Genomic DNA, 20,600 nt, shown 5'->3' with positions numbered 1-20,600 from the left:
CTCAAATAACCAAATCTCAAATAATCAGTCTCACCAATCATAATAACAGTCCATGAATATATTAATTGGTCCTTTCTCGCAGATACTCCCCATGACCGGTATACCTTTGAAAGGGACGCTGCAGGATGAGGAGCTGACGGTGATAGAAAAGGGCGGTATTGTGGTGAATGATGGCCGTATAGTGGCGGTAGCGCCTTATAAGGAGCTGCTGCAGCAATATCCTGACTGTGAAGTACATTTCATTGATCAGCCGATGGTGTTGCTGCCGGGATTCATTGACTGTCATACGCACATCTGTTACGACGGTAACCGCAGCCGCGATTATGCCATGCGTATAGCCGGTAAAAGCTATCTGGAGATAGCCCGCGCCGGTGGCGGTATCTGGGATTCCGTTACCAAAACGCGTGTAGCCGACACCGTTACACTGGTGGAAAATACCGTGGCCAGAGCCAACCGTCACCTGCAGGAAGGAGTGACCACCATCGAAGTAAAAAGCGGATACGGACTGAATATGGAAAGCGAGCTGAAAATGCTGCGCGCCATTCAGCAGGCGGGGCTGCATACCGCGGCAACGCTGATACCTACCTGCCTGGCTGCACATATGAAACCACGCGACTATACCGGTACGGAAGACGAATATCTGCAATGGGCGCTCGACGAGCTGCTGCCTGTTTTAAAACAGGAAAGCCTCGCCAGCCGCGTGGATATATTTATTGAAGAAACAGCTTTCTCCGCCGCCGCCAGTACCACCTACCTGCAAAAGGCCATGCAGCAGGGCTTTGCTGCTACCGTACATGCGGATCAGTTCAGCGCAGGCGGTGCGGAAGTAGCGGTTAATACCGGCGCCTTGTCTGCCGACCACCTGGAAGCCAGCACACAGAAAGAAATAGATCTGCTGGCCAGATCTTCCACCGTTGCCGTAGTTTTGCCCGGCGCATCATTAGGACTGGGTATGCAGTACGCTCCCGCACGTAAACTGCTGAATGCAGGCGCTTGTGTGGCGATTGCGAGTGACTGGAACCCAGGATCAGCACCCATGGGTGACCTGCTGATACAGGCTGCGGTGATGAGCGCTGCAGAAAAATTATCTACCGCAGAAGTACTGGCAGCACTGACACTGAGAGCCGCCCCGGCACTGCAACTGCAGGACGCCGGTCAGCTGATAACAGGGTTTGTGGCAGACCTGCAGGCTTATCCTACGGCAGACTACCGCGACATACTCTACTACCAGGGCAAGATGAAACCCGCTATGGTATGGAAGAAAGGAGAAAAAGTAAAATAACGCTATGATAACCAAGGAAAGCTATCAGCCGTCACAGGCCAGCAGCTGGACCGGCCGGATTGATGGAACAGCAGCAGACCTCCTGCGCTGGCACCAGGTCATCCGTGTGGTGAACCTGCTGGAATCAGACCTGCCACCACTGCAGCCAGGGCAACGGGGCATCGTATTCCTGGGCTTTGCCTGCGATGAAGGCGTACGCCGCAATAAAGGACGAACCGGCGCTGTAGCCGGTCCGGCAGCCCTCCGCAAAGCCGTTTCCAACTTCCCCGTTCACTTCAACGAACATACCCTGCTGTTGGATGCCGGCGATATCGTATGTCAGGGCAACGACCTGGAAAATGCACAGCTGGTACTCAGCGAAGCCGTAAGAAGCATACTGCTGGCAGGTTACCTGCCACTCCTGCTGGGCGGCGGTCACGAAATTACGTATGGCCATGCCAGTGGTATCCGCAAATATGCACAGCAACGTAAAGGCACTGTTGGCTTCGTCAACTTCGACGCCCACTTCGATATACGTATTCCCGGAGAAGAAGGCCCCAGCTCCGGCACCGGATTCTGGCAACTGGCACAGGACTGCAAACAGGCAGGAGAACCTTTCCACTACCTGGCGCTGGGCATCCAGAAAAACGGCAATACCAGGCAGCTGTTCAACATCGCCGGCGATGAAGGGGCTACCTATGTTGGTGCAGACGCCTTCCACCTGGAAGACCGCGATACGCTGTTCGCCGCTATTCAGCACTTCCTCAGCCAGGTAGATTATATTTACCTCACCACCTGCCTGGATGTATTTGCTGCTGCCTATGCGCCGGGAGTAAGCGCTACCGCCTTCAACGGTATCACGCCGGGCGGCGTTTTCCTGCAGTGCTACCGCGCTATCCTGGAAAGCGGGAAAGTAGTGGGAGCGGATATCGCAGAACTGAATCCTTCTCTCGATGTAGATAACAGAACCGCTAAACTCGGCGCTGCTATTATCTTTGAAGTGGTCAACAACCTGAGTGAGAACTACTGAGTCTTTTGCTGGCAGGGGGTTATATACTGACTGCCAGCAGTTTTTCTTTTGCGTCCTGCTGCAGCAGCTTCAACAGCTGCCCCGACTTAACCGGTAACCGGAGCTGTTCCTTCTTCGCCTGTACAATAACATCTTTCACAAACAGCAACAGCTCACTGGCATCATGCCAGCTACCCAGCTGCTCTCCTGCAGCCTTACAGCGTTTTAATAAATCTTTTTCCGCTGATGCATCCGGCAGCAGCATTTTCATGATGGAAAGCTGATAATACAGCGCCTTCATACGTTTACGCAGGTCATGCCAGGCAGTATGCCGTGCGTTCACCGATGGCAGCCTGGTGTCATGGTATTGCGCCAGGATACGATGTTGCAGTACAGCCGTTCCCGTTACTTCATCAACGGCCGCCAGCGCTGCTTCAAAATGTGCCGGTAGTTGCAGCAGCTTTTTGAGGGAGATTCTTTTGATGGTGGTCATCAGCTGGTCATCTGCCAGGCGCTGTTTGTTTTTCAGCAACAGGTGGGCAATGCCAAACCGCCATGCCAGCTGCTTTTCATGCTTTGATAAAGCCAGCTCCTGCAGGCGCGTATCTCTGGAAATACCACTGACGCTTTGCAGCAGTTTCAGAGAAGTCAGATACCGCCCTGTTTTCAGCCGGTAGTCCGGTAGCTGCGCCGCCAGAGCCAGCAACGCCCGGATCTTTTTACCGCTCACCCGGATGGTATGAATGGCATGCTGCCTTTTGGCGGCCGTTTCCAGCTGTCCGAAAGCATCAGCAACCGTATCACATTCCTGCTGAAGATATTTGTATAACGTCGCCTTTAGCATGTATTTAAAGTTACTGGAAAAGTTGCGTAATATCTCAGTTGATGATATATGCCTTAAAATATATCTTCGCCAAAATTTTACTTTATGCGACTGACGCACATCATGCTGACTACCTTCTCCCTGGTAGCTATCAGCACAACTGTTTTTGCACAGAAAATCAAGCTGGTAAACGGCGATTTGTCTGCCCTGAAAGATGAGAAGCAATTAAACATTGAATTTACCTACAATGACCTTTCCGTAGGTAAATTTGATAATGAAGCAGACTACATAAAAAAGAAAACAGAAGAGTATAACAAGAAAGAAACCGGTCGCGGCGACCAATGGGCAAAAGCCTGGGTAGCAGACCGCAAGAGCCGCTATGAGCCTAAATTCAAAGAGCTCTTCAATGAAAAAGGCGATGTATCTGTCGGCGAATTCCCCAAAGCCAGATACACCCTGATCTTCCACACCACCTCCATGGAGCCCGGCTTTAACGTAGGTGTAATGCGCAAAAACGCTTACATCGATGCCGAAGCACTGATCGTGGAAACCGCCAACAAAAGCAACGTAGTCGCTAAAATCACTGTAGACAATGCTCCCGGCCGCATCTTCGGTGGCTACGACTTCGATACCGGCGTCCGCATTACCGAAGCCTATGCCGTTTCCGGTAAAAAACTGGCAAGATTCCTCGATAAATAGTTTCATTTGAGATTTTATTATTTTGTTATTTGAGATTTTCTCTCTCATCAGTATGTCCCTGAAGTTACAGATACATACAGATGAGAGAGAAAATCTCAAATAATAAAATAATAAAATGAAAAAATCTCACCCGCTCCGTTCTCCGCTCCTCATTCGCAATTCGTAATTCGTAATTCGCAATTTATTCCCCCCTGTGTTAACCCGCATCCAGTATATTTGCATGGGTATCAGTTACTCCCGGAATAATAATCAGTAAAAGATTGCTGTTGAAAAAAATCGGATTGATGTCAGATACGCATAGCTATCTGCATCCGCAAATATTTAAATACTTCGAAGAGGTAGATGAGATCTGGCATGCCGGCGATATTGGTCATGTGGGGCTGGCAGATCAGCTGGAAGCATTTAAGCCATTCAGAGCCGTTTATGGTAATATTGATGGTGCGGATATACGTATCCGTTATCCGGAAACGTTAAGGTTTAACCTGGAAGGGGTAGAGGTATTAATGACCCATATTGGAGGCTATCCGGGGAAATATGCCCCCGGTATCAGGGAGCAGCTGAAAAAGCAGCCGCCAAAACTCTTTATCTGCGGGCATTCGCACATTCTGAAGGTCATGCCTGATCCGGCATTGCAATTGTTACACATGAATCCGGGCGCCTGCGGCCAGCAGGGCTGGCATAAAGTGAAAACGCTGCTGCGGTTTCAGCTGAATGCAGGACGCATCGAAAACCTGGAAGTAATTGAACTGCCCTGACAGGCTTCACCTCAACTGTTAACGTTTATGACTAAACGCACTATGGTAATGCTGCTGCTCTGTTGTGTGGTGCTGCCCGCGGCGGCGCAACGTAAAATCCTGAAATGGCTGCATACCAATAATGATACAGCTTACATAGAAGAGCATACGGAAGATATCACCTTTCGCCTCTACGGCTCCCGGAAATATACCAAATATGATATTATAGACAGAAAACAGAAGAAAGATATACTCTACCGGCCCAATACGCCCTTCAATATAGGATTCGGGGCCAACTACCGGTTCGTGGGGCTTAACATAGGCTTTAACCTGCCCTTCATCAACAGGCACAATGACAGGTTCGGTAAAACAAAATACCTGGACCTGCAGTCGCATATCTATCTGCGTAAACTGGTCGTCGATTTTTATGCGCAGACCTACAAAGGATATTATGTCGCCAATCCCAATGCCGTTTTTGATAAGGAATACGTCAGAAACAATCCGCATCCTCAACGTCCTGACATCCGTAATTCCAACTTCGGCCTGAATGTACAGTATATCTTCAACGATGAACGTTTCTCCTACCGCGCACCTAACTTGCAGAATGAATATCAGAAGAAAAGTGCCGGCTCCTTCATCGTTGGCGGAGAAATATTTCTTGCAAGAATCAAAGGCGACTCCTCCCTGATCCCCTCCAATATTGTGGATACCACCTTCCTGCGGGAACTGCACTATTACCGTTCCGGTATTGCCAGCCTGGCTGCCAACGTAGGCTACGCGCATACCTTCGTATACAAAAAGCACTTCTTTCTTTCCCTGTCCTTAACCACAGGGCTGGGCGCCGCCAGAACAGCGCTCTTCCTGGAAGACGGCACCATAAAACGTAATGTAGGCCTCCAGTTCAGCAACACCATACGTGCCGCACTGGGCTACAATTCCAGCCGCTACTTCGCCGGCGTCCACTACGTAGGCATGACCGCCCGCAGTCAGATGCCCGTTCCCAACACCTACCAGGCTTTCGGTGCAGGCAATATAAGAGTGAGCCTGGTGAAGCGTTTCGCGTTAAAAAAACCACTTTGGAATTAATTACGAATTACGAATTGCGAATTACGAATGAGGAGCGAAGACATAAGCGAAAAAGTAAATTTCTTTATCCGCTTATGTCTTCGCTCCTCATTCGTAATTCGCAATTCGTAATTCGTAATTCAAATTATTCAGGTTTTCTCCTTCGTCAGCCACTTATCTTTCTCCGGCGCCTTATAGTTTTCCATCTGTGTAAGGAGGTCGTCTATACTGTTGCTGCAGAGGAGCATGCTGCGGTTGGGGGCGGAGAGGAAGCCCTGATCGGTCATGGTTTGCGATAGTTGGTTGAGGGCATCGTAGAAGCCGTTGATGTTGAGCAGGGCGATAGGTTTTTTATGGAGGCCGAGCTGTCCCCAGGTAAGCATTTCGAAGAGTTCCTCCATGGTGCCGAAGCCACCTGGCAGGGCGATGACGCCGTCGGCGAGTTCGTTCATTTTTGTTTTACGTTCATGCATGGTATCAACGAGCAGGAGGGTGGTCAGGCCGGTGTGGGCCAGCTCTTTCTCCTGCAGGAAGCGGGGCAGAACGCCGTGTACCTGGCCGCCTGCCTGCAGGGCGCCATCGGCTACAGCGCCCATGAGGCCAACCTTTGCTCCGCCGTATACCAGTCCGATGTTCCGTTGGGCGAGGGTGGCGCCCAGCAGCCGGGCCTGTTCCATATAGACAGGATCATAACCGGGGCTGGAGCCGCAAAAAACTACAATATTTTTCATAAAATCAGTTGCTTGTATTAAGAGAATTCAGTTCTGTCTGTATATTATGCCGGGCCTGTGTTTCACAGGCGGCGATGAATGCGGGCGTCCGGTAGATGGCAGGCATGTCCAGGAAATGCTGCAGTACTTTACGGCGGCCCGGATGGTATATGTTGTCGGGATAGATGTGGTATTCCCGGCGGATTTGCGTTGCATAGGCGGCGTATGCTGCCGGCGGTGCGCCGAGTATCCGGAGGTCTGCATCCAGGAAATAGTCCAGGTCAGTATGTTGCAGCGGATTCCGGTGCGTTTGGGTGGCCAGTATGTATTCCTTTACCAGTGCTGTTTTTTCGGCAGGAAAAGTGGTTTGCTGCAGGTAGGCAACGGCCATGTCTGCACTTTTCGCTTCGTTATCCTGGCGGGCAACATCATATACGGCATCATGGAAGAAGATGGCGAAGGCTACGGTTGCCGGATCTTTTATTTCAGCAGCGTGCAGCCGTAACAGTGAGAGCATATCCAGGATATGCTGCTGGTTATGGTAATAGCGTTGTGCTTCGCTGTAGGCCGATACCAGCAGGGCCAGCGTATCATGAGCGGGCGTATGGCCGGCGAGGAAGGGGGCATTGAGTTGGTCCCAGGTTTCGCTGAATGGATGTACTGACATAAAGATGAATTTCCGGAGGCAATATAAAAAGAAAACGGGCTGAAATTTCAGCCCGTTTTCCTATTTGACAGAAAGCCTTGTATTATGCTTTTTTCGCTGCCTCAGCGCGGATTACATTCAGTGCGCCGCCTGCTTTGAACCACTCGATCTGTTGTTCGTTGTACGTGTGGTTTACCGCAAATTCGTCACTGCTGCCATCTTTATGATGTAACACAACGGTGAGTTGTTTGCCCGGAGCGAATGTGGTCAGGCCAACGATATCGATGGTATCGTCTTCCTGGATTTTTTCGTAATCTTCTTTGTTAGCGAAAGTCAGACCCAGCATACCCTGTTTTTTCAGGTTTGTTTCGTGGATACGGGCGAAGGATTTCACCAGGATAGCACGAACGCCGAGGTGACGGGGTTCCATGGCAGCGTGTTCGCGGCTGGAGCCTTCACCGTAGTTTTCATCACCTACCACTACCGCGCCGAAGCCGGCAGCTTTGTAAGCGCGCATGGTAGCAGGAACTGCGCCATATTCGCCGGTTAATGCGTTCTTAACGGTATCGCTTTTATCGTTGAAGTAGTTGATAGCGCCGATCAGCATGTTGTTGGAAATGTTATCCAGGTGACCGCGGTATTTCAGCCATGGACCAGCCATAGAGATGTGGTCAGTGGTACATTTACCTTTCGCCTTGATGAGCAGTTTCAGACCTTTCAGATCTGTACCTTCCCATGCAGCGAATGGTTCCAGCAGCTGCAGACGATCGGAAGTAGGAGATACCTTCACTACTACGCCGCTGCCATCTTCAGCAGGAGCCTGGTAGCCGGCATCGTCTACTGCGAAACCTTTCACCGGCAGTTCATAACCGGTAGGTTCGTCCAGCATTACTTCTTCACCTGCTTTGTTCTTCAGTTTATCTGTCAGCGGGTTGAAGGTGATATCACCTGCAATAGCCAGCGCAGTAACAATTTCAGGAGATGCTACGAATGCGTGTGTAGAAGCGTTGCCATCGTTCCTTTTCGCGAAGTTACGGTTGAAGGAAGTGATGATGGAGTTTTTACGGTTTGGATCGTCGATATGACGGGCCCACTGACCAATGCAGGGACCGCACGCATTAGCGAGAACAACACCGCCTACCTGGTCGAAGGTAGCCAGCAGACCATCTCTTTCGATGGTGTAGCGTACCAGCTCAGAACCCGGAGTGATGGTGAACTCAGATTTCATATCCAGTCCTTTATCGATGGCTTGTTTCGCCAGGGAAGCAGAACGGGAGATATCTTCATAGGAAGAGTTGGTGCAGGAACCGATCAGTGCTACTTCCAGTTTCTCAGGCCAGTTGTTTTCCTTAACTGCCTGCGCGAATTTGGAGATAGGCCATGCCAGATCCGGTGTGAACGGACCGTTTACATGCGGTTCCAGTTCAGACAGGTTGATTTCGATTACCTGGTCGTAGAATTTGGAAGGATCAGCATATACTTCAGTATCAGGGCGCAGGTGATCTTTCACACCGTCGGCCAGTGCTGCTACTTCAGCTCTGCTGGTCACTTTCAGGTAGTCGGCCATTTTGCTGTCATAAGCAAAGAGGGAGCAGGTAGCGCCGATTTCAGCACCCATGTTACAGATGGTGCCTTTACCGGTAGCGCTAAGGCTGTCCGCGCCTTCGCCGAAATATTCCACGATGCAGCCGGTACCACCTTTTACGGTGAGGATACCTGCCACTTTCAGGATGATGTCTTTTGCAGAAGTCCAGCCGTTCATCTTGCCGGTGAGCTTTACACCGATCAGTTTCGGCATTTTCAGCTCCCAGGGCAGGCCAGCCATTACGTCTACCGCGTCAGCACCGCCAACACCGATAGCCACCATACCCAAACCACCTGCGTTAGGCGTGTGAGAGTCGGTACCGATCATCATACCACCGGGAAATGCATAGTTTTCCAGCACTACCTGGTGAATGATACCAGCGCCTGGTTTCCAGAAACCAATGCCGTATTTGTCGGAGATGGAGGAAAGGAAATCGTAAACTTCTTTATTAGTATCTATAGCAGTCGCCAGATCTTGTGTGGCGCCTACTTTCGCTTGTATAAGGTGATCACAGTGTACTGTGGAGGGAACCGCAACTTTATCACGACCGCAGGTCATAAACTGGAGCAAAGCCATCTGGGCTGTTGCATCCTGCATGGCTACACGGTCCGGCGCAAATTCAACATAGGACTTACCTCTCTCATAGGGAGTGGTTGCAGGTGCAAACAGGTGTGCATATAAAATCTTTTCGGCAAGTGTGAGCGGGCGACCTAACATCTTCCGGGTCGCTTCCACCTTACCCGGTAGTGCCGCATACACTTTTTTAATCATGTCAATATCAAACACCATGGGAAAAAAATAATTTAAGAGCGGTTAAAAATTGCTCGCAAAATTAAACTAAAATCAACAAGTTTTTAAATTAAATACTAAAGATCTGCAGGCAGCCCGGGAAACTTTCCCCGTTTCCCGGGCCCTGAAATTCCCGTGCAGCGCAACAAAAATTTATATCTGCCGGTCTGGAAACGACTCCTCAAAGAATTGTTAAAAAATATTATATTAGATATTTCCCCGCTATCCGGGCAGAAAGGGCGCCTGCTTTAAAGCCTTACCGGGCGCTGTTACCCCGCAGTGGCTGCCGCCCTGTGACAGCAGTCTTCCGCCAGGCCGCCGCTTGTTTTTCCGGACAGAATTTGATAAATTTGGAACATGAACCGGATTAAAGATTTCTTGGAATGGAAGGCTTTCGGTGTATGTACTGCTATCGGTGATAAACTAGGGGTAGCTACTTCCCGGATACGCATCTTTTTCATTTATGCCACTTTTCTTGCGATGGGATCCCCGCTCATCGTGTATATGATTCTGGCCTTCTGGGTAAATATGAAGAATTATATTATGAATGCCAGGAGAAACCCGTTGAGATATCTGTAGTAATAAATAATTACAAATTACGAATTGCGAATTACGAATGTATAAGCGAAGATCTGCACGAAGATTAAAGGAGGTATGCAATAGTTATTCCTTTTAATCTTCGTGCAGATCTTCGCTTATACATTCGTAATTCGCAATTCGTAATTCGTAATTACTCCAGATGAAAGTTCGTCATCTGATAATAATGATTCTGCAGTTCATTCAATGTAATATTTTCTTTCAGGTCGCGGGTTTCATCGCGGTAGTGCAGCTCCAGCCGGGGTTGGTGGCCTTCACCGAAGATCCTGACAGAGAAGGGGCCGCGTACGTATAACTTGCCTCTGCCGTTACCGGACTGTGCTTCGTCAATGTGAAACTGTAACCGCAGCAGGGTGGACTCTTCCAGGGGAATGGAATAGAGATTGTCCAGGTCAAACCAAAGGTCGTTTTCTTCGTCGTCAATGGCTACCAGCACTTTTTTATCCTCATGATCTACCTGTAAAACCTTGCCTGTTTTCTCTACACCGCCATAGCTGGTGATAACGGTGTCGCCGGATTTTAAATGGTGCAAACTGATCATAGCGAGCTGTTTTAGTGTGTAATGAATTTACGTAAAACAACCCAGAACAACAAAGGGTTCAGCCGTTACGCTGCAGGTAATGGCAACGGCTGAACACTGAAAATTTATTTCACTACTTTACGGATGGCTACCAGTTTTTCCAGCAGCTCTTCCAGCAGATCAAGACGCAGCATGTTAGCGCCATCAGACTTTGCGACTGCAGGATTAGGATGTGTTTCTATAAACAGTCCGTCTGCACCGGTAGCAATGGCCGCTTTGGCGATAGTGCTGATCATCTGCGGATTACCGCCGGTTACACCGCCCGGTTGGTTGGGCTGTTGCAGGGAATGCGTACAATCCATCACTACCGGCTCTCCCAGGTGTTTCATGATAGGGATGTTACGGTAATCCACTACCAGGTCCTGGTAACCGAAGGTGGTACCGCGTTCGGTCAGGATGATGTTGTTGTTGCCGGCTCCCTGGATTTTTTCCACCGCAAATTTCATGGACTCGCCGCTCAGGAACTGGCCCTTTTTCACATTCACCACTTTCCCTGTTTCTGCTGCCGCAAGCAGAATATCTGTCTGACGGCAAAGGAAGGCAGGTATCTGTAATACGTCTACGTAAGCCGCTGCCATCGCCGCTTCTGCGGCAGAGTGGATGTCGGAGGTGACAGGCACATTAAATGTCTTTCCTACTTTCTGCAGCAGCTCCAGCCCTTCCACATCGCCGATGCCGGTGAAGGAATGCATACTGGTACGGTTGGCCTTCCGGTAAGAGGCCTTGAAAATGTAAGGAATAGCGAGCCGTTTGCAAATGGCGGAAACCTTCTCCGCTACAGTCATCAGCAGTTCTTCTTCTTCAATAACACAGGGGCCTGCAATCAGAAAAAAGTTTTCCGGATTGTACTGCTCTTTGAACAATGATTTAAGGTGCTTCATAATTTTATAACTATTGGGTCATTAATCGAAGTGCAAAAGTAGGTTGATTTACGGGATTTGTTTCATTTGTCATACTTTTGTAATCCCCTGAAGGGTAACTTCACCCATTGTTGGTTTTATTGTTATAGCATTGTCATGCGCGTGAGCGGGTAGTACGGAAATACCGGTGAACCTGTTAATATTACGCTCCCATTTAAAATTGCTTACAATTATATTTTTGTATGAAGAAAGATAAGATCCTGGTTATTGGTGCCTGTGGACAAATTGGCGTGGAGCTGACCCTGGCTTTAAGGAAAATGTATGGCGATGCCAACGTACTGGCGTCAGACCTGCGGGAAGAGCATGAGCTGCTGAAAGGTACCGGTCCTTACGTGTCGCTGGATGTGATGAACAAGGAAATGCTGCACGTGCTGGTGATCAGGCATAATATCACCCAGATCTATCTGCTGGCGGCGATCCTGTCTGCTACCGGCGAAAAGAATCCGCTGCTGGCATGGCATATCAACATGCAGAGCCTGCTCAACGTACTGGATATAGCCAAGGAAGAAAATATCGATAAGGTGTACTGGCCCAGCTCTATCGCGGTATTCGGTCCTAACTCCCCGATGCAGGATACGCCTCAGCACACCATCATCGAACCAACTACCATCTACGGTATCAGCAAGTTCGCCGGCGAGCGCTGGTGCGAATACTACAATCACCGCTATGGTGTGGATGTAAGAAGCCTGCGTTACCCCGGCCTTATCAGCTACAAGTCAGCGCCAGGCGGCGGTACTACCGACTACGCCGTGGAAATCTTCCATGAAGCAAAAGAACATAAAACATATACCAGCTTCCTGTCAGAAAATACCTACCTGCCCATGATGTACATGCCGGACGCTATCCGCGCTACCATCGAACTCATGGAAGCAGACGCCTCCAGGATCTCCGTACGCTCTGCCTACAACCTCTCCGGCATGAGCTTCTCCCCTAAAGAGATCGCTGCAGAAATCAAGAAGCATATTCCTGAATTCACCATCAGCTACGAACCAGACTACCGCCAGCAGATTGCCGACGGATGGCCCAACAGCATGGACGACGGCCAGGCGCGCGCAGACTGGGGCTGGAAACACGAATATGATCTGGAGAAGATGACAGCCGATATGCTGAAGAATATATAATTTAATTACGAATTACAAATTGCGAATTACGAATGTAACCCGAAGATAAAAGCGAAGACCGAAGCGGAAATACTGTAAAGTATCTGCTTCGGTCTTCGCTTTTATCTTCGGGTTACATTCGTAATTCGCAATTTGTAATTCGTAATTCGTAATTCTAAATAATAAACCCTACCGCTACCGTAGTATTATTAAACTCATCAATCAGTATAAACGCTCCGTTCGCGGGGTTTTCGTGGTAGCTGTCGGCGAATACCGGCTGAGCGGTTCTGATGGTGATGTTGCCGATATCGTTTAAGCCCATGGATGTTTTATCTGTGGTGCGGGTGTGATTGGTAACATCGGTAACGAAGTTGATCTGCTGAACTTTTGCTTTAACACGGTTGATGTTATGCTGCAGCAGGTATGTTTTGCCGGCGGTGAGCAGTTGCTGATCCATCCAGCAGATATTGGCGGTGAGTTCCTTCCTTAGTTCCGGCGCCTGTTCCGGCTTCACCAGCATGTTACCCCGGCTGCTGTCAATTTCATCTTCCAGGGTGATGACTACGCTTTCGCGTGCATGCGCTGCCGTTAGTTGCTTTTCGAACTGCTCTATGGTTTTGATGTTGCTTTTTTGTCCGGATGGCAGGGAGATGACTTCATCACCAACCTGGAACTGGCCGCTGGACACTTTCCCGGCAAAGCCGCGGAAATCATGATAGGCATTGGTTCTGGGCCTGATAACGCTTTGAATGGGGAAGCGCGCCGGGTGGCGGCTGTCTTCCTGGTCAAAGGTAATCTGTTCCAGGTATTCCAGCAGCGTATCGCCCTGGTACCAGGGAATGGTGTTGGTGCGGGTAGCCACGTTTTCACCGTAGAGGGAGGAAACCGGAATGAATTTCACTTCCTGCGCCTTGAAGGAGGCGGTATCCAGCAGCTGCTGAAAGTCTTCCCTGATCTGGTTGAAACGCGCTTCGCTGTAATCCACCAGGTCCATTTTGTTGACGCATACTACCAGGTAGGGGATGCGCAGCAGGTTGGCGATAAAAAAGTGACGATACGTCTGCTCCACAATTCCCCTGCGGGCATCGATGAGGATCAGGGATACCTGCGCGTTGGAAGCGCCGGTAACCATGTTACGGGTATATTCGATATGGCCGGGGGTATCGGCAATAATATATTTGCGGGTAGGCGTTGAGAAGTAGATATGTGCCACATCAATGGTGATACCTTGTTCCCGTTCTGCTACCAGGCCGTCTGTCAGGAGCGACAGGTCGGTGAAGTCAAGCCCCTTGCGCTTGCTGGCGGCATGGAGTGCTTCCATTTTATCCTGCGGAATGGAATTGGTGTCGTATAAGAGGCGACCAATCAATGTGCTTTTACCATCGTCTACACTACCGGAAGTGGCTATACGTAAAACCTCCATAATATGATATCTTTTTACAGTAGAAAAAATTGTTAGAAGTAGCCCGCCTGTTTTCTCTTTTCCATGGCGGCTTCGGAGCGTTTATCATCGATGCGGGCGCCTCTTTCGGAGATTTTGGCTTCCATGATTTCGGCGATAATATCTTCCAGTTTATCTGCTTCGGAAATAACGGCGGCAGTACAGGTCATATCACCCACGGTACGGAAACGTACTTTCTGCCGGAAAGGCACTTCATCAGCGGTCGTGTTGAGATAGGAGGAGAATGGCCAGTAAAGCCCGTCGCGCTCTATGATTTCTCTTTCATGCGCGAAATAGATGGATGGTATTTCCAGTTGCTCCCGGCGGATATAGTTCCATACATCCAGCTCTGTCCAGTTGGAGATAGGAAATACCCGCACGTTTTCGCCTATATTAATTTTCCCGTTGAGGATGTCAAACAGTTCAGGGCGTTGCATTTTGGCGTTCCACTGTCCGAATTCATCGCGGACGGAGAAGATGCGTTCCTTGGCGCGTGCTTTTTCTTCATCGCGGCGTGCGCCGCCGATGCAGGCATCGAATTTACCTTCTTCAATGGCGTCGAGCAGGGTTACTGTCTGCAAAGCATTGCGGCTGGCATATTTGCCGGTTTCTTCCTGCACTTTGCCCTGGTCTATGCTGTCCTGCACATTTCTTACGATGATGTCAAGCCCCAGTGTATTCACCAGCCAGTCGCGGAATTCGATGGTTTCCGGGAAGTTATGGCCGGTATCCACATGCAGCAGGGGAAAGGGAATTTTACCGGGATAGAAGGCTTTCTGGGCCAGCCTTACCAGGGTGATGGAATCTTTGCCACCGGAGAAGAGCAACACCGGTTTTTCAAACTGGGCGGCTGTTTCACGTAAGATGTAGATAGCCTCATCTTCCAGCGCCTGCGGGAATTCCCAATTTATTTTGTTAGTCATCGACTATAATAATTTAGATCAATAGTAGTTGTTAGATTATCCGTGCAGGCCGCATTCCTTGTGCGACTCTTCCCACCACCACCGGCCGGCGCGCGGATGCTCTCCCGGGCCGATGGCGCGTGTACAGGGTGCGCAGCCGATGCTGATAAAACCTTTGTCGTGCAGTTTGTTGTAAGGCACTTTGTGGGTGTTGAGGTAGTTCAGCACTTCATCGTATCCCCAGTGGATAAGCGGATTGTATTTGTAGAGGTGACGCTGTTCGTCCCATTCCAGCGTTTCCATGTTGTGGCGGTTCTCCGATTGTTCGGCGCGTAGCCCGGTGATCCATACTTTCACACCTTCCAGCGCGCGGTTCAGGGGAACCACTTTACGGATGCCGCAGCATTGCTTGCGGTTTTCCACAGATTCATAAAAACTGTTGGGGCCTTTTTCCTTCACCAGCTGCTCTACAGCTGCGGTGTCAGGGAAAAAAACTTCTACGGGATGCTTGTAGCGGGCCATAGTCAGGTCCATTACGTCGTAGGTCTCCTGGAAAAGCCTTCCGGTGTCCAGGGTAAAAACTCTAACGGGCAGTTGGTTGCGCCAGATAATGTCCGCAATTACCTGGTCTTCCTGGCCAAACGAGGTGGAAAATGCCACAGCGCCGGGATACTGCTCCACGAGGTACTGTATGGATTCTTCCACTGATTTGTTGACCAGTGCGTTGGTAATGTCTGTCATGTAATCTTCCTTAAAGATGATAAGCCTTGTGCCAGCCTTCACACTTTTGGTGAAGCCGTCTACAAAAATACATAAATCCTATAAGAAAGATAGACTATGTAGGAAAATTGTTAAGAATTTTACTATTTTATTATTTGAGATTTTAGTCCAAAAAGAAAAGCCCCCCGGATGGTCCGGAGGGCTTCAGTTACTTATACAAAATCTCAAATAATAAAATAATAAAATGACTAGGCGTTGCGCGTCAGAATATCTTTCAGTGTCTTGGTTTCCAGCAATTTCAGCGTGGCGTCCCGCACTTTGCTCATCACCTCATTCAGGCCGCATACGGCTTCGTCGCGGCAGTTCTCACAGCGCTCGTAATAGTTCAGGCTCACGCAGGGCAGCAGGGCAATAGGTCCGTCCAGCAGGCGGATAATCTTGGCCAGCGCTATCTCCTTCGGAGGGCGCATCAGGTAATACCCGCCTCCTTTTCCTTTCTTACTGCCCAGAATACCTGCATTTTTTAACTCCAGCAGGATATTTTCCAGGAATTTAATGGATATATTTTTTTCCTGCGCAATCTCTGAGATAAGGATCGGGCCTTTGTCTACATTCTCTGCCAGGTGTATTAATGCGTGAAATGCGTATTGTGTTTTTTTAGATAACATACTGTATTATTTGCATCCCCCTTTGGATGTCTCTATCGGTAGTGCAATGAACATTTGACTTACAAATATAAGCTTTTGCAGTTAGCTTTCAGCGGACGGCAGTTCGTGGTATACTTTCCGGCGGCTGATAGCTACAGTGGTGGCTACAGGTTCAGTACATCTCTCATAGAAAACACTCCCTGTCTGCCTGTGAGCCATTCGGCAGCTGTAACAGCGCCGGCAGCAAAGCCTTCCCGGGAATGGGCGGTATGAGTAATCGTAATATCGTCTATCGCTGATGTATAGGTAATCGTATGCGTGCCGGGAGCCGGATCAATTCTTTTGGAGATGATAGACAGCGTTTCCGGTTGTTCACTGGATGCATTTACCCAGTTTGTTTTACGTGTTACAGCGCCCAGGAGCTGCTCTGCCAGGGTGATGGCGGTGCCGCTGGGGGCATCTTTCTTCTGGGTATGGTGAATTTCTTCCATCCATACGTTGTATTGCGGCTGTGCTGCCATCAGGTCGGCCAGTTTCTTGTTCACTTCAAAAAAAATGTTCACCCCGATACTGAAGTTGGTGGCATGTAAAAAACCGCCCTGGTATTTACTGCACAGCTCCTTTATAGCGGGCAGCTTTTCCAGCCAGCCGGTAGTACCGCAAACAACAGGTACTTTGGCTTCAAAGCATTTCAATACATTGTGATAAGCCGTTTCGGGTGTGGTAAATTCTATCGCTACATCCGCCTGCCCCAGCTGTTCTTTTTCCAGCAGATGCTGGCTGTCTGCATCAATGCGCAGGATCACCTCGTGTCCTTTTGCAGTGGCGATGGCGTCTATTGCCTTTCCCATTTTACCATATCCGATGAGCGCTATTTTCATGACCCTTGCTTTCTGATTTTTATGTTGATAAAGATGTTACCAGCGACCGGCAAAATAAGGCTGTTTCTTTGCCTTTTTACCACCGATGGATAGATTGACGCTGATGCCCAGTGTTCTGTTGTTGATCAGTGCCGGTGAAATCCGCATACTGAGGTCATCAGACATGTCAAAGGAACGGAGATGGGCAAATACCGTAGCATCTGCAATGTTTAACCCGTACGCCAGAATGAAAAACAATACGGAGTAGTCCAGGTTCTGGCGGTAATAATCGCGTATGATTTTCAGGTTCTCCGGAGAGTATTTATGGCTGGCAATTTCCTGGTTAGGCGTATTGGTATCAGGGTTTCCGTCCATCGCGAGGCGGTAGGCATCCCTGTAATCCTTGTAATTGCCCATATTCCAGATAAAGAAGTACGTACAGGTACCTATGGCAGCATATACCAGCGGCACTTTCCAGTATTCCCGGTTATAGATCTGGCCCAGACCCGGCACGATAGCCGAAAACAGGGCCGCTTTCCGGGGGCTGTGCGGCGGAGGAGCGTCCATCGTCAGCCTGACAGGTTCCCTGCCGGCTGCCGTATCTGTCAGCGCCTGGGTTGCCGGCCGTACCAGCGTATCAATGGGTTTTACTGCTGCAGCGCGGGAAGTATCCTGTGCCTGCACGGATGTGACCATCACTGTTACCAGTAATACCAGGAAGTTGTTGCGAAATAAATGGAATATTTTTCCAGCCTTATTAGCCACCGTATATATCTATTTTTTCCAGGATGCTATCCAGTTCTTCGTCTGAATAAAATTCAATCACAATACTTCCCTTGCCGTTTTTGCCTCTGTCCAGTTTCACTTTGGTAGCGAAGTGGGAGGCCAGGTTGTCCTGTATCTTCTGAAATGCAGGCGGTAATTTTATTTTGGTGGGTTTCTGCTGACTGGTTTTATCCGCCTGGTTGATCTTGCGGGCCAGATCTTCAGTCTGTCTTACAGACAGGCCATTCTGGAGAATTTCGTTGTAGAGGAAAAGCTGGTTTTCCACATTCTCCACACCGGTCAGCACACGGGCATGACCCATACTCAGCTGGCCGTTTCTTACTGCAACCTGGATATCAGGCGGCAGTTTGAGCAGGCGTATATAGTTGGTAACAGTACTTCTTTCCTTTCCCATGCGGTCTGCTACCTGCTCCTGTGTGAGGCTGCATTCTTCCATGAGACGTTTGTAACTCAGCCCCACTTCAATGGCGTTGAGGTTTTCGCGCTGCAGGTTTTCCAGCAGGGCGAGTTCCAGCAGTTCCTGGTCGTTTACCTGGCGGACATACGCAGGTATGTCTTTCAGACCGGCCATTTTACTGGCGCGCAAACGTCTTTCACCGGCAATCAGCTGGTATTTTTTATTGTTGATTTTGGCGATGGTAATTGGCTGGATAACATCGTGCAGCTTGATAGACTGACTCAGTTCCTGCAATGCCGTTTCATCAAAATCACGGCGCGGCTGTTTCGGATTGGTGACAATCTGATCCAGCGCTACGCGTTCTATTCCGGTGGCCACATGTACCGCTGCATTATCGCCCAGGGCGCCGGCAGTCTGCTTCAGGTCCGTGTCAATGTTTTGAAGCAAAGAGCGGATGCCTTTACCCAACGCCTCTTTCTTACTTGGATTGGTCATCGTTAATAGCTAAGATTTTGTCTTTGGATTTAATTTGGGTGAAATTATGTTTCTGCAGTATTTCCTTTGCCAGGTTCAGGTAATTGATAGCGCCTGTACTGGATGCATCGTACATAATCACGGATTTACCAAAGCTGGGCGCTTCTCCCAGTTTGGTGTTACGATGAATGATCGTATTGAAAACGCTTTCTTCAAAATGTTGTTTTACTTCGTCTACCACCTGGTTGCTCAGTCGCAGACGCCCGTCGTACATGGTCATCAGGATGCCTTCAATCTCCAGGGCTATATTCAGCCTGCTCTGCACAATCTTGATCGTATTGAGCAGTTTGCCCAGGCCTTCCAGGGCAAAAAACTCACATTGTACCGGAATAATAACGGAATTGGACGCCACAAGCGCGTTCACCGTAATTAATCCGAGGGAAGGGGAACAGTCAACTATTACAAAATCGTAATCATCCTTCACGGAATCCACCACCTGTTTCATCACCCTTTCCCTGCTGGGATGGTTGATGAGTTCCAGTTCTGCACCTACCAGGTCTATATGGGAGGGCAGTACCTTCAGGTTAGGGGTATCTGATTCCAGTATAACGTCTTTGGCCTGAACATCGTTGACCATACAGTCATAAAGGCTCTGCTGCACATTGCGCAGGTCAAAGCCCAATCCTGTGGTACTGTTAGCCTGGGGATCAGCATCTACCAGCAATGTTTTAAATTCCAGTACAGCCAGGCTGCTTGCCAGGTTGATTGCACTGGTAGTTTTTCCGACCCCACCTTTCTGATTAGCGATTGCGATTACTCTAGCCATTGTGTAATTTAAAAATTCAAAGGTTCATTTATAGGATAAAGGATAAAATAGCAAGATCGCTTCTTCCTCAAACCTCTATGGTGCTGCCTATTTCCGGCAGCAGCAGTTCCACGCCAGCTTCGTCAAACAGCTGCATGGTAGCCTGCTTATCTATTTTGATGTACCCGAACGTATCGTAATGTACACCGATAATCTTTTCGCATTGAATCATTTCTGCAGCCGCTACCGCATCTGCTGCATCCATGGTGAAGTTATCGCCTATCGGTAATACAGCAAAATCCAACTCCGTAAAGTCCGGAATCAGCTCCATATCCCTTGTCATCGCCGTATCTCCGGCAAAGTAAAAGTTACCGTCTTCCGTCATAAATACAAACCCCATCGGATTACCGCCGTAGGAACCGTCAGGCAGGCCGCTGGAATGCTGCGCCACCACACACTTTACGGTGCCGAAGTCAAATTTCCATTTGCCGCCGGTATTCATGGGATGCACTTTGCTGATGCCCTGTTTACCTGCCCAGGTAACAATCTCAAAATTGGAGACTACCGTGGCATTGGTCCGCTTCGCCAGTGCAATCAGGTCCGCTACGTGATCTTCATGACCATGGGAAACAAAAATGTAATCTGCCTCTATCGTATTGATATCCACCTTTTTTGCCAGCTCGTTATGCGTGATGAAAGGATCGAAAAGAATCCTTTTACCCTGGATGTCCACTGCAAAGCAGGAATGGCCGTAATATGTAAATCTCATGGTCTGTTGTTTCCTGTGTTTCCTGATGTAACCCGACACCAAAGCAGCAAAGGAGCAAGGATGCAATTGTTATTGCAAAACACTCATTGCTCCTCCGCTGCTCCGGGTACGCTTTTTATTGTCAAAAATCAGTCCTTTAAAAATAAAAAGGGCCTGAATCGGACAAAAATACAACGATTACCTAGAAATCGGGCGCTGTAGTATATTTATTTATGCACAAATTTATTTATTCGCAAAGTATGCAATTTTCCTCCCTGCCATTCGTCTGCATCCCCATACAG

Annotated in this window: 22 protein-coding genes; 7 read left to right on the top strand and 15 right to left on the bottom strand. The window is 49.1% G+C overall.

Annotated features, from left to right (window positions below):
- Positions 1 to 52 precede the first annotated feature (52 nt).
- Both hutI and hutG read left to right on the top strand, forming a co-directional pair.
- Complete coding sequence (hutI, locus tag GWG06_RS29750; protein ID WP_160718096.1) at positions 53 to 1,282, top strand: imidazolonepropionase; 1,230 nt, start codon at positions 53 to 55, stop codon at positions 1,280 to 1,282.
- A gap of 4 nt (positions 1,283 to 1,286) precedes the next feature.
- Positions 1,287 to 2,291 (top strand): formimidoylglutamase, encoded by a 1,005-nt coding sequence (gene hutG, locus GWG06_RS29745; protein WP_160718095.1) that lies wholly within the window; start codon positions 1,287 to 1,289, stop codon positions 2,289 to 2,291.
- Between the two features lie 19 nt (positions 2,292 to 2,310).
- On the opposite strand, the gene GWG06_RS29740 is transcribed toward hutG, so the two are convergent.
- A complete protein-coding gene (locus tag GWG06_RS29740; protein ID WP_160718094.1) occupies positions 2,311 to 3,114 on the bottom strand; it encodes a CHAD domain-containing protein in 804 nt (267 codons plus the stop codon).
- Positions 3,115 to 3,198: 84 nt separating this feature from the next.
- Between GWG06_RS29740 and GWG06_RS29735 the strand changes: the two genes are divergently transcribed.
- The 3 genes from GWG06_RS29735 (at position 3,199) to GWG06_RS29725 (ending at position 5,612) form a co-directional block, all read left to right on the top strand.
- The gene (locus GWG06_RS29735) at positions 3,199 to 3,792 is read left to right on the top strand and encodes a hypothetical protein (RefSeq protein ID WP_160718093.1); all 594 of its coding nucleotides are present in this window, start codon (positions 3,199 to 3,201) and stop codon (positions 3,790 to 3,792) included.
- Positions 3,793 to 4,076: 284 nt separating this feature from the next.
- Positions 4,077 to 4,547 carry a metallophosphoesterase family protein gene (locus GWG06_RS29730; RefSeq protein ID WP_262888750.1) on the top strand — a complete coding sequence of 157 codons (471 nt, stop codon included), beginning with the start codon at positions 4,077 to 4,079 and terminating at the stop codon, positions 4,545 to 4,547.
- Between the two features lie 27 nt (positions 4,548 to 4,574).
- Positions 4,575 to 5,612, top strand: coding sequence for a DUF4421 domain-containing protein (locus GWG06_RS29725; protein ID WP_127043559.1), 1,038 nt, complete (start codon positions 4,575 to 4,577; stop codon positions 5,610 to 5,612).
- A gap of 128 nt (positions 5,613 to 5,740) precedes the next feature.
- Here GWG06_RS29725 and GWG06_RS29720 read toward each other — a convergent pair whose 3' ends face one another.
- From GWG06_RS29720 to GWG06_RS29710, 3 genes are all read right to left on the bottom strand, one after another.
- On the bottom strand, positions 5,741 to 6,322 hold the full coding sequence (locus GWG06_RS29720; RefSeq protein WP_160718092.1) for an LOG family protein: 582 nt from the start codon (positions 6,320 to 6,322) through the stop codon (positions 5,741 to 5,743).
- 4 nt (positions 6,323 to 6,326) lie between these two features.
- Entirely contained in the window at positions 6,327 to 6,968 is a 642-nt protein-coding gene (locus GWG06_RS29715) for an HD domain-containing protein (protein WP_160718091.1), read from the bottom strand.
- Positions 6,969 to 7,050: 82 nt separating this feature from the next.
- Entirely contained in the window at positions 7,051 to 9,321 is a 2,271-nt protein-coding gene (locus tag GWG06_RS29710; RefSeq protein ID WP_127043562.1) for an aconitate hydratase, read from the bottom strand.
- Between the two features lie 357 nt (positions 9,322 to 9,678).
- Here GWG06_RS29710 and GWG06_RS29705 point away from each other — a divergent pair, with 357 nt between their 5' ends.
- On the top strand, positions 9,679 to 9,900 hold the full coding sequence (locus GWG06_RS29705; RefSeq protein WP_160718090.1) for a PspC domain-containing protein: 222 nt from the start codon (positions 9,679 to 9,681) through the stop codon (positions 9,898 to 9,900).
- A gap of 151 nt (positions 9,901 to 10,051) precedes the next feature.
- Here the strand turns inward: GWG06_RS29705 and GWG06_RS29700 are convergent, their stop codons facing one another.
- Positions 10,052 to 10,459: a hypothetical protein gene (locus GWG06_RS29700; protein WP_160718089.1), complete on the bottom strand. Its 408-nt coding sequence runs from the start codon at positions 10,457 to 10,459 to the stop codon at positions 10,052 to 10,054.
- Between the two features lie 104 nt (positions 10,460 to 10,563).
- Positions 10,564 to 11,379: a 3-deoxy-8-phosphooctulonate synthase gene (kdsA, locus tag GWG06_RS29695; RefSeq protein ID WP_160718088.1), complete on the bottom strand. Its 816-nt coding sequence runs from the start codon at positions 11,377 to 11,379 to the stop codon at positions 10,564 to 10,566.
- A 221-nt stretch (positions 11,380 to 11,600) separates the two neighbouring features.
- Here kdsA and GWG06_RS29690 point away from each other — a divergent pair, with 221 nt between their 5' ends.
- Positions 11,601 to 12,539, top strand: a complete 939-nt coding sequence (locus GWG06_RS29690; protein WP_160718087.1) for an NAD-dependent epimerase/dehydratase family protein — start codon at positions 11,601 to 11,603, stop codon at positions 12,537 to 12,539.
- Positions 12,540 to 12,693: 154 nt separating this feature from the next.
- Here GWG06_RS29690 and GWG06_RS29685 read toward each other — a convergent pair whose 3' ends face one another.
- From GWG06_RS29685 to GWG06_RS29645, 9 genes are all read right to left on the bottom strand, one after another.
- On the bottom strand, positions 12,694 to 13,941 hold the full coding sequence (locus GWG06_RS29685; protein ID WP_127043511.1) for a sulfate adenylyltransferase subunit 1: 1,248 nt from the start codon (positions 13,939 to 13,941) through the stop codon (positions 12,694 to 12,696).
- 32 nt (positions 13,942 to 13,973) lie between these two features.
- Positions 13,974 to 14,882, bottom strand: coding sequence for a sulfate adenylyltransferase subunit CysD (cysD, locus tag GWG06_RS29680; RefSeq protein WP_127043510.1), 909 nt, complete (start codon positions 14,880 to 14,882; stop codon positions 13,974 to 13,976).
- Positions 14,883 to 14,918: 36 nt separating this feature from the next.
- A complete protein-coding gene (locus GWG06_RS29675; RefSeq protein ID WP_235938595.1) occupies positions 14,919 to 15,644 on the bottom strand; it encodes a phosphoadenylyl-sulfate reductase in 726 nt (241 codons plus the stop codon).
- Between the two features lie 185 nt (positions 15,645 to 15,829).
- On the bottom strand, positions 15,830 to 16,249 hold the full coding sequence (locus tag GWG06_RS29670) for an RrF2 family transcriptional regulator (protein WP_078672022.1): 420 nt from the start codon (positions 16,247 to 16,249) through the stop codon (positions 15,830 to 15,832).
- Between the two features lie 143 nt (positions 16,250 to 16,392).
- Positions 16,393 to 17,109: a 4-hydroxy-tetrahydrodipicolinate reductase gene (gene dapB / locus GWG06_RS29665; RefSeq protein WP_160718086.1), complete on the bottom strand. Its 717-nt coding sequence runs from the start codon at positions 17,107 to 17,109 to the stop codon at positions 16,393 to 16,395.
- 36 nt (positions 17,110 to 17,145) lie between these two features.
- Positions 17,146 to 17,853, bottom strand: a complete 708-nt coding sequence (locus tag GWG06_RS29660; RefSeq protein WP_160718085.1) for a DUF5683 domain-containing protein — start codon at positions 17,851 to 17,853, stop codon at positions 17,146 to 17,148.
- Positions 17,846 to 18,766, bottom strand: a complete 921-nt coding sequence (locus GWG06_RS29655) for a ParB/RepB/Spo0J family partition protein (RefSeq protein ID WP_160718084.1) — start codon at positions 18,764 to 18,766, stop codon at positions 17,846 to 17,848. The genes GWG06_RS29660 and GWG06_RS29655 overlap by 8 nt, the downstream gene beginning before the upstream one ends.
- Positions 18,750 to 19,571, bottom strand: a complete 822-nt coding sequence (locus GWG06_RS29650; protein WP_127043506.1) for a ParA family protein — start codon at positions 19,569 to 19,571, stop codon at positions 18,750 to 18,752. The genes GWG06_RS29655 and GWG06_RS29650 overlap by 17 nt, the downstream gene beginning before the upstream one ends.
- 67 nt (positions 19,572 to 19,638) lie before the next feature.
- Positions 19,639 to 20,319: a metal-dependent hydrolase gene (locus GWG06_RS29645; RefSeq protein ID WP_160718083.1), complete on the bottom strand. Its 681-nt coding sequence runs from the start codon at positions 20,317 to 20,319 to the stop codon at positions 19,639 to 19,641.
- Between the last annotated feature and the right edge of the window lie 281 nt (positions 20,320 to 20,600).

It is taken from the genome of Chitinophaga solisilvae, from assembly GCF_009928525.1.
Taxonomy (GTDB): Bacteria; Bacteroidota; Bacteroidia; order Chitinophagales; family Chitinophagaceae; genus Chitinophaga; species Chitinophaga solisilvae.
Note: the sequence above shows the minus strand (reverse complement) of the source record. Positions and strands in the feature narration are given on the sequence as shown.

What these genes read in the sequence shown, in the direction of transcription:
- hutI (WP_160718096.1), top strand. Translation starts at nt 53, where the DNA reads ATGAATATATTAATTGGTCCTTTCTCGCAGATACTCCCCATGACCGGT.
- hutG (WP_160718095.1), top strand. Translation starts at nt 1,287, where the DNA reads ATGATAACCAAGGAAAGCTATCAGCCGTCACAGGCCAGCAGCTGGACC.
- GWG06_RS29740 (WP_160718094.1), bottom strand. Translation starts at nt 3,114, where the DNA reads ATGCTAAAGGCGACGTTATACAAATATCTTCAGCAGGAATGTGATACG.
- GWG06_RS29735 (WP_160718093.1), top strand. Translation starts at nt 3,199, where the DNA reads ATGCGACTGACGCACATCATGCTGACTACCTTCTCCCTGGTAGCTATC.
- GWG06_RS29730 (WP_262888750.1), top strand. Translation starts at nt 4,077, where the DNA reads ATGTCAGATACGCATAGCTATCTGCATCCGCAAATATTTAAATACTTC.
- GWG06_RS29725 (WP_127043559.1), top strand. Translation starts at nt 4,575, where the DNA reads ATGACTAAACGCACTATGGTAATGCTGCTGCTCTGTTGTGTGGTGCTG.
- GWG06_RS29720 (WP_160718092.1), bottom strand. Translation starts at nt 6,322, where the DNA reads ATGAAAAATATTGTAGTTTTTTGCGGCTCCAGCCCCGGTTATGATCCT.
- GWG06_RS29715 (WP_160718091.1), bottom strand. Translation starts at nt 6,968, where the DNA reads ATGTCAGTACATCCATTCAGCGAAACCTGGGACCAACTCAATGCCCCC.
- GWG06_RS29710 (WP_127043562.1), bottom strand. Translation starts at nt 9,321, where the DNA reads ATGGTGTTTGATATTGACATGATTAAAAAAGTGTATGCGGCACTACCG.
- GWG06_RS29705 (WP_160718090.1), top strand. Translation starts at nt 9,679, where the DNA reads ATGAACCGGATTAAAGATTTCTTGGAATGGAAGGCTTTCGGTGTATGT.
- GWG06_RS29700 (WP_160718089.1), bottom strand. Translation starts at nt 10,459, where the DNA reads ATGATCAGTTTGCACCATTTAAAATCCGGCGACACCGTTATCACCAGC.
- kdsA (WP_160718088.1), bottom strand. Translation starts at nt 11,379, where the DNA reads ATGAAGCACCTTAAATCATTGTTCAAAGAGCAGTACAATCCGGAAAAC.
- GWG06_RS29690 (WP_160718087.1), top strand. Translation starts at nt 11,601, where the DNA reads ATGAAGAAAGATAAGATCCTGGTTATTGGTGCCTGTGGACAAATTGGC.
- GWG06_RS29685 (WP_127043511.1), bottom strand. Translation starts at nt 13,941, where the DNA reads ATGGAGGTTTTACGTATAGCCACTTCCGGTAGTGTAGACGATGGTAAA.
- cysD (WP_127043510.1), bottom strand. Translation starts at nt 14,882, where the DNA reads ATGACTAACAAAATAAATTGGGAATTCCCGCAGGCGCTGGAAGATGAG.
- GWG06_RS29670 (WP_078672022.1), bottom strand. Translation starts at nt 16,249, where the DNA reads ATGTTATCTAAAAAAACACAATACGCATTTCACGCATTAATACACCTG.
- dapB (WP_160718086.1), bottom strand. Translation starts at nt 17,109, where the DNA reads ATGAAAATAGCGCTCATCGGATATGGTAAAATGGGAAAGGCAATAGAC.
- GWG06_RS29655 (WP_160718084.1), bottom strand. Translation starts at nt 18,766, where the DNA reads ATGACCAATCCAAGTAAGAAAGAGGCGTTGGGTAAAGGCATCCGCTCT.
- GWG06_RS29650 (WP_127043506.1), bottom strand. Translation starts at nt 19,571, where the DNA reads ATGGCTAGAGTAATCGCAATCGCTAATCAGAAAGGTGGGGTCGGAAAA.
- GWG06_RS29645 (WP_160718083.1), bottom strand. Translation starts at nt 20,319, where the DNA reads ATGAGATTTACATATTACGGCCATTCCTGCTTTGCAGTGGACATCCAG.